Consider the following 14,421-nt stretch of genomic DNA (forward strand, 5'->3'; position numbering starts at 1 on the left):
TCTGCATCGTGGCTCCAGGCGGGCGGGGGCGGCCGGCACCGGGGGCCGGTGCGCAGGGGTCGGGCTCGCGCTCTACTGTCGCCGACCGTCTCCTCCGGCCCGGGTCATGAAGGCACCTCTGAACGAGTGACTTATCGCTCTATAGCGCCGGACGCTCCTCTTCCCTGGGCGCCGGCTGCGGTCCGTGGAGCCGGGCACCGCCGGCCCGGGGCGCGCCGTCCGGCGGTCCGGCCGGCCGAGCCAGCGTGCCGCGGCCGCGGCGGTGAGCAGGGTGACGGCTCCGGCGACGACGGCGGTGAGCGTCATGGCGTCCGTGAAGGCGCGTCGTGCGGCGGACAGCACACTGCTGCGCAGCGGGCCGGGCAGCCGCATCGCCTGTGCGGGGACCGACAGCATGCTGTGCCGGGCCGCGGCGGCCACCGGCGCGGGGGCGTGCAGATCGGTGAGGGAGGCGGTGAGCCGGGAGGTGAAGACGGCCGCGAGCAGGGAGCCCTGCACGGCCACCCCGAGGGCGGAACCGACCTGGCGGGTCGCGTCGTTGATGGCCGAGCCGAGCCCGGCTCTTTCGGTGGCGACCGAGCCCATCACCGATTCGGTGGCCGCGGCCGCCACCAGCCCGGCCCCGAAACCCGCCACCAGCTGGAAGGCCGCACAGTGCGGGTAGTCGGAGTCCGGGGTGGTGGTCGCCAGGATCGCGAAGCCGACCGTCACCAGGGCCAGTCCGCCCACGACGGGGACCCGACCGCCCAGCCGCGCCCGTACCGGCACCGCGCACCCCGCGCCGAGCGCCAGCCCCGCCGGCAGGGGCAGCGTCCGCAACCCGGCCTGCAAGGGGCTGAAGCCCAGCACCCCCTGGAGGTAGAGGGTCAGCACGAACAGCGCGCCGAACATGGCGAAGGACATCAGCGCCAGGGCCACCGCGGCCACCCCGATGGCCGGCACCCGCAGCAGGGACAGCGGGAGCATCGGCGCGGGCGTGTGCAGTTGCCGGCGGACGAACGCGGCCAGCAGCAGCGCGGCGGCGGCGAATCCGGTCAGCGCGGCCGGGCTGGTCCAGCCGCGGTGCGGGCTCTCGGTGATGGACCACACCAGGACCAGCAGGCCCGCGGCGGACAGCGCGGCACCGGGCACATCGAAGCCGGCGCGCCGGCGCGCATGGGACTCGGGCACCAGGAGCAGGGCCAGGACGATGATGACGGCGGCGAGCGGCAGGTTGATCCAGAAGGCGGCGCGCCAGGAGAAGTGCTCCACCAGCCAGCCGCCGATGACCGGACCGCACAGGCCGCCCATGCCGCCGACCGCGGCCCAGGCGGCGATCGCCCGGCTGCGCAACCGGGCCTCGGGGAACAGATGGTGGAGGACCGCCAGCGTCGCCGGCATCAGCAGCGCGGCCCCGGCACCCATGGTGCAGCGCGCGGTGATCACCTGCCACGGCTGCGCGGACAGCGCGCCGCCCAGCGAGGCGCCCGCGCAGACCGCCACCCCGCAGACGAAGGAACGCCGCCGGCCCCAGGCGTCGGTGAAGGCACCCACGGCCAGCACCGTGCCGCCCAGGACCAGGGCGTAGCCGTCGACGATCCACTGGACCTGCGCGGTGGAGGTGTCGAGGCCGCCCTGAAGGTCGGGCACCGCGACATTGAGGACCGTCAGATCCAGGCCCAGCATGAAGAGTCCGAGGCACACCACGGCGGCCGCCGCCGCCCGGCGTGCGGGGGCGGCCGGCGTGCGGGCCGGCGCGGCGGCCGTCATGCCGTCGCCACGGGGCGGGCGTACCGGGCCGGGTCGAGGTTCTCCGTGAGCCGGTCGACCAGGGCTTTCGTCTCCGTCTGGAGGTAGGTGTGCCCGCCGGGGAAGAGCTGGACCGGGGCCGGTGTGGTGACCAGGTCGTTCCATGCCCGGAGGTCCGGCACGCTGGTGACGGGGTCGTGTTCACCGCCGTAGAGGGCCAGCGGCACGTCGAGCGGCGGCTCGGGGCGGTGCCGGTAGTGCAGGAGCAGCAGACAGTCGGCCAGCAGGGGGGTGCAGGCCGCGGCCATCAGGCGGGCGTCGGCGAGCAGTTGGTCGGGGATCGGGCCGACGAGTTCACGGATGCCTTCCAGCCCGGCGGTCAGCCGGGGCGGCAGGCCGGCGCTGTAGGCGTCGATATGCGGCGCGGACAGTGAGGACACCGCCAGCAGCGACGGCAGCCGGCCGTGGGTGCGCCGCAGATGGCGGGTCGCCTCGTAGGCCAGCAGGGCGCCCGCGCTGTGTCCGAAGACCGCGAACGGCCGGGGGTCGGTCCAGTCGTCCAGCACCGCGGCGAGCCGGGCGCTCAGATACGCGGGGTCGGTCAGCGAGGGTTCCGCGGCGCGGCTGCCGCGGCCGGGCAGCGACACGGAGCAGGGCTCGATCCAGGGCGGCAGCAAGGGCGCCCAGCGCAGATAGCAGTCCGGGCCGGCCCCGGCGGGCGGCACGCAATACAAGCGCAGCGCGGCCTGCGGACGGGCGGCCAGCACCACACGCTCCGGCACCGCCGACGCCGCTACCGTCACCGACGTCGACTCTTCTGCGAAACCGACACCCACGACACACGCCCTTCGCCTCTCGCTCCACTGGTCCGGGCTCCGCCCGTGCACCGCCGGCCGCCCGGGACCGGCCGGGTGCGGACGTCGGTCCGGAGCGTTCCGGCCGCGGACCCCGCCGGCCGGCAGGGTCCGGAGACCTCCGGCCGGACACCGGACCGGTGCCCACGCCGACCCTGCCCTCCCCCGCCCCCGCACTCCACACACCACGCAAGGCGCCGTCCCCCTCTGACACCAACGGCGGCAGCCGGGCCCGGCCGCCGCGCGGGAGCCCGGCCGGGTGCTCAGTCCTGCTCGTCGAGCTCGAAGGTGCCGTACTCGGGCTTCCCGGCCCGTTGGTAGACGCAGTACTGGACGCCCACGCCGGAGGTGCGGGATTCCGTGAGCCGCCAGGCGGTGGGGGCGGCGCCCTCGGCGAACAGCCGCTTGCCGGTGCCGAGGATCACCGGGTTGATCAGCAGCCGGTACTCGTCGACCAGGTCGTGCTGCTGGAGGGTGCGGATGAGGTCGCTGCTGCCCTGGGTCATGAGCACGCCGTCGAGCTGCTCCTTGAGCCGTGCGACCGCCTCCGCGGCGTCGCCCGCGAGCAGCTGGGAGTTGTTCCACTCCAGGCTGGTGCGGGTGCGTGAGGCGACGTACTTGGGCATGCTGTTGAGCTTCACCGCGATCGCGTTGTCCGGGTCGGTGACGCGGGGCCAGTAGGTGGCGAAGATGTCGTAGGTCTTCCGGCCGAGCAGGAGATGGTCGGCGGTCTCCTCGAAGACCCCGGTCATGAGGTCCATGAATTCGTCGTCGACATACGGGACCTGCCAGCCGCCGTGCGGGAAGCCCGCGTCGACGTCCTCGTTCGGGCCGCCGGGGGCCTGCATGACGCCGTCCATGGTGACGAACGCGGTGACGATCAGTGTGCTCATGGTGCTGCCCTTCGGGTGCGGAAGCTGCCGTTACCGGGGTGGACTCCCGGGCCGGCGAGAACTCATCGCTCGCCGCGCGACCGGCCGGTCCTGGGTACATACCACGACACATCACCGCAGGCCGTACGTCGCGGCCCGCCGCCCGTCAGCCGGCGGCCGGGCGGTGCCCCTTCGGCGGGACGCAGAAGAACGCGAGCGCGGCAGCCGTCAGATACGCGGCCGCGCCGATGGCCATGCTCGTCCGCAGCCCGGTGGTGAAGCCGGCCGCGGCGGCCAGCAGGGAGCCGCCCAGTGCGACGCCTGCCGCGCTGCCGATCTGGCGGGTGGTGTTGAACAGCGCGGAGGCGGTGCCGGAGTACGCGTCCGGGGCGGCCGACATCACCGTGGCGGTCGCTCCGGTGAGGGCGAAGGACGTGCCGAAGCCCGCCGCCATCATCGGCCCCACCAGCAGCAGGTAGTCCGGACGGGAGCCGGCGGCCGCCCAGCCGGCCAGACCTGCCGCGCCCAGGAGCATGCCGGTGACCACGAGCGGGCGGTGGCCGGTCCGGCGGGCCAGCCGCCCGGACAGGACGGAGGCGAACATGGTCATGGCCACCGCCGGGAAGAGGGCGAGCCCGGTGCGCAGCGCGGTCAGGCCGCGGTGGTGCTGGAAGTACAGGCTGGCGGTGAAGATCATGCCGTAGAAGGCGAAGTTGAAGAGGAGTCCGATGGCCGCTGCCCCGCTCATGGGACGGGAGCGCAGCAGCCGCAGCGGCAGCACGGGGGTACCGGCCAGGCGCTCGCGCAGGACGAACGCGGCGGCCGACAGCAGACACAGGCCGGCTCCGCTGAGGATCAGCGGGTCGGTCCAGCCCCGTCGTCCGGCCTCGTTGAGGACGGTGGTGAGCAGGGCGACGGTGGCGATGAGCGCGCACTGGGCCGGCCAGTCCACGGGGCGGTCCGTGCGCCGGGCCGAAGCAGAGACATGACGCAGCGTCAGCAACAGACAGGCGCATCCGACGGGCAGATTGATGAAGAACACCCAGCGCCAGCCCACGGTGGTGACCAGGAGGCCCCCCAGGAGGGGTCCGGCGGAGGCCGCGACGCCCGCCATGGAGCCCCAGAGGCCGAAGGCCCGGGAGCGCTCGGCGGGTGCCGGATACGACTGTTGGAGGAGGGCGAGCGAGCCGGGGACGATCAGGGCCGCGCCGAGCCCCTCCACCAGCCGGGCGGCGATCAGGACCCCGCTGGTGGGGGCCAGGCCGCGTCGTCAGCGCCGGACCCGCCGCCGGGGACACCGGCACACCGCCGGCCGGCGCCCTTCCGCGAGGTCGGGCGCCGGCGCCCGTCAAGGGCCCGCGGTGCGGGTCAGTGCCGTGCCCGGGCGTCCAGCCAGTCCCGGACCAGTTCGTCGTTGGGGGATTCGAGCAGGGCGAAGTGATCGACCGGCAGCCGGTCCACGGCGTCGTCGGGCAGGATGTTCCGCCACTGGCCGAGGGCCTGTCCGCGGGTCCACGGTGTGCCGCCGCCGGCCGTGACGGCGGTCGGTCCGCGGCGGGCGTAGTCGATCTCGCCGCCGGTGTCGCCCTGGAGGATGCGCACCGGGAGCCCGTCGGGCGGGCTCAGCACCAGGCCGTCGAGGATCCGCGCATTGGATTCGTACACCGCCCAGGCGTCCTCGATCTCCTGCCGGCCGGCGTCCCGCGCCAGGGTCCCGGCGTCCTTGGCCGCCGCGGTGACCGCGGCCAGGTCGAACCCGCCGTCCTCGGTGACGAACCGCTCGGCGGGCACGGGGATGGACCAGCCGACCCGGACGAAGATGTCGAAGGCGTCCTGCACCCGCACCCGGTGGGCGCCGGGGTCCGGCGGGTCGATGAGCAGGGCCCGCACCGCGTCGCCGCAGCTGTCGCGGAGCCGGCGGGCGACCTCGTAGCCGAACACCCCGCCCAGCGAGAATCCGGAGACACAGATGGTGCCGTACCGGTCGACGTCGTGGGCCAGCAGGACCTCGGCGAGACCGTCGGCGAGCGCCGCCATGCCCTTGCCGGACAGTTCGGGCGGGGTCTCCATGGCCCACACGGTGTCGTCGGCGGGCAGCAGCCGGGACAGCGAGGCGTAGCGGGTGACCGCGCCGGACAGCGGCGGCAGGAAGACCCACAGCCGGTCCGCGCCGGCCGGCCGCATCGGCACGAGGGTGGTGCCGGTCGTGTGGTGGGCGGTCGGAATGCCGTCACGACGGTCGGTCAGCAGCCGTGCCAGCGCGTCGAAACCGGGGGTCCGGTACAGCTCGGCGGCGCGCAGCTGCACATCCAGCCGGCTGCGCACCTGGGTGATCAGCTCGATCGCCCGGACCGAGTTGCCGCCGACCGCGAAGAAGCTCGTCGAGCCGTCCTCGGGCGGGCTGCCCAGCACGTGTCGCCAGGCCAGCCGCAGCTGTGCGGTCACATCCGCCGGGTCGGCGTCCTCCTCGGCGTCCGCGCCCGGCCGGGTCCGTGCCCGGTCGAGCAGCGCCGCCTGATCGACCTTGCCGCGGGACGTCAGCGGGAACTCGTCCAGCACGGTGACCTGCGAGGGCACCATGTAGTCGGGCAGGGTCTGCGCGAGCTGCCGCACGAGCGCCGCTTCGGGATCCTGGTGCGCTGCGCGGCCGCCGTCGAGCCGGACGAACGCGGCCAGCAGGCGGCCGGCAGCGCCGTCGAACGGCACGACCACCGCGTCGAGCACGTAGTCGACGGCCAGCAGCCGGGAGACGATCTCACCGGGTTCCACCCGGAAGCCGCCGTTCACCTTGACCTGGGCGTCGAAGCGGCCGTGCAGGTCGTAGCCGCCGTCGGGCCGGGCGGTGGCCACATCACCGGTGCGATAGGACCACTTGCCGTCGAGCAGACCGAACGCCGAGGACGACGCGGCCCGCCCCAGGTAACCACGGCCCACCGCGACGCCCTGGATGACCAGCTCGGACGCGTCCCCCTCGGTGCCGATCGGTGCCAGCCGGAACCGGACCCCGTCCATCGGCGCACCGACCGCGATGTCGTCGCCGGGCAGCAGGTCCCGGTAGCAGACGACGACGGCCGTCTCGGTCGGGCCGTAGCCGTTGACCACGCGGGTGCCGCCCGGCGCGGCGTTCGCCCAGGCGGCCACGGCGCCCTGGGTCGGCGCCTCGCCGCCGGCCATCACCAGCCGCAGATCCGGCGCGAACCGACCGTCCGAACCGGCCAGTTCGGCACCGAACCGGTTGAACACGCCCGTCGGCAGGCTCAGCACGGTGATCCCGAGCCGGCGGCAGTGATGCAGGAAGTCCTCGGCGCCGCCGTACACGAACGCCTCGTCCCGGAAGACGAGTTCACAGCCGACGGCCATCGAGGTGCAGATCTGTTCGAGCGCCAGGTCGAAGGCGATCGAGGAGAAGAGCAGCCGGGTGTCGGCCGAGGTCAGCCCGTACCACTCGATGGTGCGCCGGACGTGGTTCTCCAGGGCGGCCTGCTCGATGACGGCGCCCTTGGGCACGCCGGTCGACCCCGAGGTGTAGCCGACGTACGCGGCGGGCGAGGTGCGCCGGACCAGGCGTTCGTCCAGCGGCGGACCCGGCTCGGGGCCACGTGTCAGCCCCGACTCCGTGATCAGCGCGGCCGGGCGGCAGTCGTCGATGATCAGCTGCTTACGGGAGTCCGGCAGCTCCGGCTCCAGCAGGGTGAAGGCCGCGCCGGCCCGGCTGACCGCGGCCATCGCGACGATGGTGTCGAAGCCCACCGGCAGGTCGATGACGACCACGCTCTCCGCCGTCACACCGACGTCGTGCAGCCGCGTGGCCAGGGTGTCCGCGGCCGTGGCGAGTTCGCGGTAGCTCAGCCTGTGGTCGCCGCGGGACAGCGCGGTCTTCTCGGGACGGTCGCTCGCATGCGCGGCGATCGCGGCGTACAGCATGCCGCCGGTTTCCGAAGTCATCAGGCGTTCACCTTTCGCGAACGGGGAGTCACGGAGGTACTCGTGGGGGTGGCGGGCAGGATCACCAGGACGGTGAGCGCGGCGACCGCCGCCACCGCCGCGCCGGTGATCCAGGCAGCGAGCAGACCGGAGCTCAGCCCGTCGGCGAACCAGGCCGCGGCCTGCCGGGATCCGTGGGCGAGCAGGTCATGGCCCTCATTGACCGAGCGGGCCGCGGCCGGCAGACCGGGCACCGAGGCGATCTGCGCGCCGTAGCCCGCGGAGAACACCAGCCCCATCACCGCGACGCCGCCGGCGCCGCAGATCTGCTGGAACATGGCGTTCACGGAGGACCCGACGCCCGCGTCGTCCGGTCGCAGGCTGGTGACGATCAGGGTCAGCGCGGGTCCGACGGACGACCCCATGCCGAGTCCGCAGCACAGCAGCCCCGCGGCGAGCAGCGGATACCGCAGGTCCGCGGTGGCCATGGCGCAGAGCGCACAGCCGAGGGCACCGAGGCCGAGTCCGGTGGCCACGACGGCCTTGGCCCCGGCCCGCGCGGTGATCGCGGCGCAGGACAGCGAGGCGACGGTCAGCCCCACCGCCAGCGGCAGCAGTCCGGCACCGGCCAGCAAGGGGCTCCAGCCCAGGCCGTATTGGGTGAACTGGCCGGCCAGGAACACCGTGCCGAACAGGGCGAAGAACAGCCCGGACATGGCCACGACGGCCCCGGTGAACTTCCGCACCCGGAAGTAGCCGAGATCGAACAGCGGCCGCTCGGTGCGCCGTTCGTGGACGGTGTACCCGGTCAGCGCCAGCAGACCGACGGCACCCAGGCCGATCCGCAGCCAGCCGGGGAGCCGGTCGTCGACGGCGAAGATGATGGCCGAGGCGAACACCCCGACGCCGATCAGCAGCAGCACCGCCCCGATGAGGTCCGGGCGCCCGGTGGTGGGCACCGGGTCCCGGCGCTGGATGAGGGTGGCGGCACCGATCAGCGCGATCACCCCGACCGGGACATTGATGAGGAAGATCGAGCCGTACCAGAACCGGGTCAGCAGCAGACCGCCCAGCACCGGGCCGATGGCCACGCCGAGACCGACGACGGCCGGCCACAGCGCCAGCACGCGCCGGCGGCCGCTCTCGGTCAGTTCCGTGGCGAACAGCCCGAAGATGCTCGGCACGATGAAGGCCGCGCCGATGCCCATGCCCGCGCGGGACAGCACCAGGGCGGGCACCGAGGGCGCGAAGGCGCCCAGCAGCGAGGCGGCGGTGAACACCATGACGCCCACGGCGTAGGAACGGCGGGCCCCCATACGGTCGACGGCGCCGCCCGCGATGATCAGCGAGGAGGCGAAGACCAGCATGTAGGCGTCGATCGCGAATTGCACGGCGGGCGTGCCCGCCTCCAAGGACGCCGATATCCGGGGTACCGCGGTGTTGATGATGGAGTTGTCCGCGGAGACCATGAACAGACTCAGGTACGCGGTGGCCACGACACCGCGGGTACGCGACATCATTTTCGGTCGACTTGCTGCCAGCGACATTCGGTTCTCGGTCTTCTCTTGGGCTGGGGCTAACCGTTGATCAGAAATGCGATGCCGTCCACGAATTGATGCAGATGCCGGCGGCTGAATCGACACGTGTCGTCATTTCCATGCCAGGGCAAGAGGAAGAAGTGTGGGGTGGCTTTCCGGGTGATGACCTTGTGTGCCCCCGACGCGCAAGCTATTTTGCGCTCGCTATCCTCAGACGCTAGCAGTCGGCCGCGAGGAAGATCAATCGTAGGTGTTTTGGATCACAGGCCCCTCCCCCGCATCGGAAAGCCGAGTGGCCACGGCCGCTCGGTGGCCGTCCGCCACCACGACGTCTGCGATCTCCCAGCCGTGCGGCTGCACGGCCCCGTGTGCCGCCGTACCCAGGTAATCCAGGGACGGATCACGGCCGAGGCCGATTCCCAGACCCTTGAGATACGCCTCCTTCCGCACCCAGACCCGCGCGAACGCCGCCCCGCGCTCCTCCTCCTGACATACCGTCAACTCTGCGGCCTCCTTGGGGTGCAGTGCTGTCGCCACCCCGTCGACGGTCCCGGCGGCGGGCACGGCCTCGATGTCGACCCCGACCGGCACCGCCGCGAGCGCGATCAGGCCGAGGTGGCCGGTGTGGGAGAGCGAGAAGTGCACCGGGTTGCCGCGCACGACCGGACGGCCGTGCGGGCCGCCGCACGTCAAGCAAGGGGCCCGGTCCAGCGGCACCCGCGCGGGCTCGGCACCGAGACGGCCACCGAGCAGCATCCGCAGCGCGACATGGGTGACCAGATAGGTGTTCCGGTCCTCCGCGCGCCGGAACTCCCCGGCGCGGTCCCGCTCGTCCCGGCTCAGCACCGAGGGGGCCAGCTCCGCAGCCGCGGACAGCAGGTCAGCGGTACGGGTCAGCCGGAGATCGGCCGGCTCCCCGGGTTCCGGAGGGCCCGGCCGACGGCTCCAGGTCTCGGTGCTGAGCAGTTCGGCGGCGCGTGGCGCGGGAAGGGTCACCCGCGCAGGATACGAACTCGGGTCAGCCGTTGATCAGGTGGTCGGTGCCGGGTACCAGGTGCTCCTGGTGCGGCGTCATGTCGTCCACGTTCACCGTCTTGATGATCCAGCGGCTCTGGAGCGCCTCGGGGTCGCCGACCTTGACGACCTCCTTGGCGTGGATCGTGTGGTTGTTGTAGGTGATCACGAAGTCGCCGGGCTCGATGAAGACCCGCTGCTTGAGGGCGTGCAGGGTGGCGGCGACCTTGGGGACGATGGCCTTGGCGGCCTCGGTGACCCCCACCGTCCGGTTCTCGAAGAACCGCAGGTCCTCCGGGCCCCGGCCGCCGATGATCGGGTGCTTGTCGGCCTCGCCGAGCTCGACCCGGCCGCCGCCCATGGTGCTCAGATCGTCAAAGGGGGTGTAGAACTCGTGGGAGCGCAGCAGCGCCAGTTCTTCCTCGGTGAAGGCGGCGATGACATCGATGTTGCGGACGAACGAGGTGTAGACCTCGTTCACGGGATTGCTGCGCATACCGACCATGTACACCTGGTCGGGCCGCACGAAGTGATTTGCCAGGTCCTTGTGAAAGTGAATCTGCTTCAGTGCCTTTTGCGACTGGCTGCCCTGTAGGTGCCGCTGCGGGTAGATGTCCTGGAAGACATCGCCGTCGTTGACATTGACGTATCCGATGGCCGGCGTGTTGGCCAGCTGGGCGAACAGCGCGAGGAATCCCTCGGCGATGAAGGTCTTCTTCAGCTCGTACTTGGAGCGTACGGGCTGGTCGAAGTCGAATATGGGGACCTCGTGGTCGTACGGGACGTTCTTCAGGACCACTACGGGCTCGGCGCCGCGGTCGCGGGCGGCCAGCGAGTCGACATAGGTCCGGAAGCGTTCCGGGACCAGGCCGTTGGCGATCAGCCGGCCCACCTGGTAGCGATGGGCGTCATAGAGGCGATAGGGGTTCGCGGTGATGTTGTCGAGCGAAGATTCCAGGGCTTCGCGCTCCGCATCCGTGAACACAAACTCTGGACTGATGGTCCAGCTGGTTCCGGTAGCAGCTTCCACAGTCATTTACGCTCCTTGTGGGAATACCCTCACCGCTGGCGGAGGAGGTTTCCATGCAACGCACAGCCGGATGACGAGTTCGGCACTTCAGCGGCAGTCAACTCTGGCCATTTCACGCTGTCCATGTATTTGAGACAGAGTCAAAATCATCCGGCCGGCGCCACTGACCGCACCCTGAACGCGCGCGCCGGGCCGTCAAATCAGCTGTGGAGCCATGTTTGGTTCTGCGGTGAATTGAGCGGTGATCAGCGCCGAACCGACGGGGGTCAGGACATGTCTGACCGCTTTGCCCACGCGGTGCGTGGCCACCAGGCCACCGTTGCGGAGAGCGGTCACATGCACCGAGGCGGTCCCCGCGCTGACGCCGAGCCGGTCGGCCAGTTCCGTGGTGCCGCAGCCGGCCCCTATGTTGAGGAGCGCCGCCGCGCGACCGCGGCCGAGCAGCGCGCCGAGCCGGGTGGCGGCCACCGCCTCGTCGTCGTCCCACAGTTGGCGATGGCCGGCGGCCGGATAGGTGATCACCGAGCCCCGTTCGCTCGTCAGCAGCACCCGGGTGCGCTGAAAGACCGAGGGCACCAGGATCAGCCCGCGCTCGACGCCTGCCGGACCGCTTCGGGCCTCGCGCACGGTGAGGCCGGGCAGGCTCTCCACGACCCGCCGGACGCCGCACGAGGCCAGGTTGTGGGCGCGTAGCGCGACATCGGACTCCAGCGCGGTCCTGATCCGGGGCCAGTCGCCGACCAGGCATTCCTGGAAGAATTCCCGCGCCGACTCCGCCAGCGGCCCGAGGACGGTGAAGTCGGTCTCCTGACGGCTCGTCGCTCCCACCTGCTGGCGGAGTAATTGCCCTGCCACCAGCCGGATCCCGCGTTGCACCACGGCCTGGGGGAAGTTGAGTGCGTGCCGCTGTCCGAACTGGGGAATGCGACGGCGCCAGCCGCGCAGGGCCGGGTACGGTCCGCACAGCGCCTCCGCTGCCGCCAGCACCTCCAGGAGCGGCGAGATCAGAAAGCGGCAGCCGGACAGGTCACTCGCCGAAATGCTCAGTAACTCCTGGCCGTTGTGCTCCGGCCGGGCCGGCAACTGGTGGCCGGCGCGCTCACCGGCCAGCGGGGGCGGCGTGGTAATGGACATCGGGTGTGGTGCTCCTCCACTCGACCTTTATGACCGCCGGCGGTCTCCGCGTACGGGTGGCGGTCACCGAGCCGTTTCCAACGGTGTCGGGTCAGCAGAATCCCCCGGGCACGGGGGTGGTGTCCGCCCGTCTCCGCGCACGGAACGCTCAGACGCTCCGCTCCTGGATGGAGATGACGTTCACCAGCTTGTCGAGCTGCTGAATGACCTGCTCCAGAGAGCGCTCCTCCACATCGACGACGATCGTCATGTGGGAGGTGGCGGGTTCCTCTGCGGGGCCCACGGACAGCGAGTCGATGTTGAACCCCCGGCGGGAGAAGAGGCCGGCGATCCGCGTGAGCGCACCGGCCTTGTTCTCGACGCGGACGGAGAGGGTGTGCTTCGACATGGCGTTCTTACTCCTCGTCGTCGCCGAAGTCGGGTCGAAGATCGCGGGCGGCCATGATCTCGTCGTTGGAGGTACCGGCGGCGACCATCGGCCAGACCATGGCGTCCTCGTGGACGATGAAGTCGATGACGACCGGGGCGTCGTTGAGTGACATCGCCTTCTCGATCGTGGCGTCGAGCTGGTCGGGTGTTTCACAGCGCAGCCCGTGGCAGCCCATGGCCTCGGCGAGCTTGACGAAGTCCGGGAGGCGGGTGCCGCCGCCGGTCCCGCCCCCGGCCGCCTCGCCGGAGTGCAGCACGGTGTGGGAGTAGCGCTGGTTGTAGAACAGGGTCTGCCACTGACGGACCATGCCCAGCACGCCGTTGTTGATGATCGCGACCTTGATCGGGATGTTGTTCAGCGCGCAGGTGACCAGTTCCTGGTTGGTCATCTGGAAGCAGCCGTCGCCGTCGACCGCCCAGACCGTCGCCTCCGGCCTGCCCGCCTTGGCGCCCATCGCGGCGGGCACGGCGTAGCCCATCGTGCCGGCGCCACCGGAGTTCAGCCAGCTGCCGGGCCGCTCGTACCCGATGAACTGCGCGGCCCACATCTGGTGTTGGCCCACGCCCGCCGCGACGATGGTGTTCTCGTCGGTGAGCTGACCGAGGCGCTGGATGACCTGCTGCGGGGCGAGCTCGCCCGCCGGGGCCGGCTCATAGCCCAGGGGGTAGGTCGTGCGCCAGCGGTCGAGCTGCTCCCACCAGGCCGCGTGGTCGCCGGCGGTCCCGGCGGTCCGCTGTTCCTCTGGGAGGGCGGCGATGAGGCCGGTCAGCACCTCGCGGGCGTCTCCGACGATCGGCACGTCCGCGAAGCGGTTCTTCCCGATCTCGGCGGGGTCGATATCGGCGTGCACCACCGTGGCGTCCGGCGCGAAGCCGTCCAGCTTGCCGGTGACCCGGTCGTCGAACCGTGCGCCCAGGGCCACGATCAGGTCGGCCTTCTGAAGTGCCGTCACAGCGGCGACCGTCCCGTGCATCCCGGGCATGCCCAGGTGCTGCGGGTGGCTGTCGGGGAAGGCACCGATGCCCATGAGGGTCGTGGTGACGGGCGTCCGGGCGAGTTCTGCCAGGGCCTTCAACTCGGCGGTGGCCCGCGCCTTGAGCACCCCGCCGCCGACGTAGAGCACCGGGCGCTCGGCGCGGGCGAGCAGCCGGGCGGCCGCACGGATCTGTTTGCCGTTCGGCTCGGTGACGGGGCAATAACCGGGGAGTTGGTGTGCCACCGGCCACCGGAAGACGGTGTTCTTTTGCAGCGCGTCCTTGGTGATGTCGACCAGGACCGGTCCCGGCCGGCCGGTGGCGGCGATATGGAACGCCTCGGAAATCGCCCGGGGGATCTCGTCCGGGTCGGTGACCAGGAAACTGTGCTTGGTGATCGGCATGGTGATGCCGCAGATATCGGCTTCCTGAAAGGCGTCCGTACCGATCGACGAACTCACCACCTGCCCGGTGATCGCCACCACCGGAACCGAGTCCATGTAGGCGTCGGCGATCGGCGTGACCAGGTTGGTCGCCCCCGGACCGCTGGTCGCCATGCAGACCCCGACCTTGCCGGTGGCCTGGGCGTATCCGGTCGCGGCGTGGCCCGCGCCCTGTTCGTGCCGCACCAGAACGTGCCGCACTTGGGTCGAGTCCATCAGGGCGTCGTACGCCGGGGTGATCGCTCCCCCCGGAATGCCGAACGCGGTGTCCACGCCCACGGCTTCCAGGGAACGAACGAGGGACTGGGCGCCCGTCATGGTCTCCGCGGAGGACGGGGCGGCGGGTATTTCTGCGATCTGAGTCATCGATTCCGTGTTTCTTTCCCGGGGCGAGCCATCGATGGTCAGGGTCTGCCCGAATCTTCAAGTGAAGCGGCAGGATGTGCCGGCACAGAAAGCCGGAAGGGGGCGCATGGTCTG

At 71.5% G+C, this 14,421-nt stretch carries 10 protein-coding genes and 1 pseudogene; all 11 read right to left on the reverse strand.

Annotated features, from left to right (window positions below; translation table 11 throughout):
- Window positions 1-72 precede the first annotated feature (72 nt).
- Entirely contained in the window at window positions 73-1,749 is a 1,677-nt protein-coding gene (locus ACFWJW_RS16980; protein ID WP_387241112.1) for an MFS transporter, read from the reverse strand.
- A complete protein-coding gene (locus tag ACFWJW_RS16985; protein WP_387241115.1) occupies window positions 1,746-2,531 on the reverse strand; it encodes a thioesterase II family protein in 786 nt (261 codons plus the stop codon). The genes ACFWJW_RS16980 and ACFWJW_RS16985 overlap by 4 nt, the downstream gene beginning before the upstream one ends.
- 314 nt (window positions 2,532-2,845) lie before the next feature.
- On the reverse strand, window positions 2,846-3,475 hold the full coding sequence (locus tag ACFWJW_RS16990) for a dihydrofolate reductase family protein (protein ID WP_387241118.1): 630 nt from the start codon (window positions 3,473-3,475) through the stop codon (window positions 2,846-2,848).
- Window positions 3,476-3,620: 145 nt separating this feature from the next.
- Window positions 3,621-4,715: an MFS transporter gene (locus tag ACFWJW_RS16995; protein WP_387241356.1), complete on the reverse strand. Its 1,095-nt coding sequence runs from the start codon at window positions 4,713-4,715 to the stop codon at window positions 3,621-3,623.
- Window positions 4,716-4,822: 107 nt separating this feature from the next.
- Window positions 4,823-7,399, reverse strand: coding sequence for an AMP-binding protein (locus tag ACFWJW_RS17000; RefSeq protein ID WP_387241121.1), 2,577 nt, complete (start codon window positions 7,397-7,399; stop codon window positions 4,823-4,825).
- Window positions 7,399-8,874 (reverse strand): MFS transporter, encoded by a 1,476-nt coding sequence (locus ACFWJW_RS17005; protein ID WP_387241124.1) that lies wholly within the window; start codon window positions 8,872-8,874, stop codon window positions 7,399-7,401. Before ACFWJW_RS17005 ends, ACFWJW_RS17000 begins: the two co-directional genes overlap by 1 nt.
- 282 nt (window positions 8,875-9,156) lie before the next feature.
- Entirely contained in the window at window positions 9,157-9,912 is a 756-nt protein-coding gene (locus ACFWJW_RS17010; protein WP_387241127.1) for a 4'-phosphopantetheinyl transferase family protein, read from the reverse strand.
- Between the two features lie 22 nt (window positions 9,913-9,934).
- On the reverse strand, window positions 9,935-10,966 hold the full coding sequence (locus ACFWJW_RS17015; protein ID WP_387241130.1) for a hypothetical protein: 1,032 nt from the start codon (window positions 10,964-10,966) through the stop codon (window positions 9,935-9,937).
- A gap of 189 nt (window positions 10,967-11,155) precedes the next feature.
- Entirely contained in the window at window positions 11,156-12,094 is a 939-nt protein-coding gene (locus ACFWJW_RS17020; RefSeq protein ID WP_387241133.1) for a hypothetical protein, read from the reverse strand.
- Between the two features lie 160 nt (window positions 12,095-12,254).
- Window positions 12,255-12,482 (reverse strand): annotated as a pseudogene (gene ilvN / locus ACFWJW_RS17025) (acetolactate synthase small subunit); the annotation flags it as partial.
- Between the two features lie 7 nt (window positions 12,483-12,489).
- Window positions 12,490-14,307 (reverse strand): acetolactate synthase large subunit, encoded by a 1,818-nt coding sequence (locus ACFWJW_RS17030; protein ID WP_387241136.1) that lies wholly within the window; start codon window positions 14,305-14,307, stop codon window positions 12,490-12,492.
- Between the last annotated feature and the right edge of the window lie 114 nt (window positions 14,308-14,421).

It is taken from the genome of Streptomyces sp. NPDC127097, from assembly GCF_042724075.1.
Classification (GTDB): domain Bacteria; phylum Actinomycetota; class Actinomycetes; order Streptomycetales; family Streptomycetaceae; genus Streptomyces.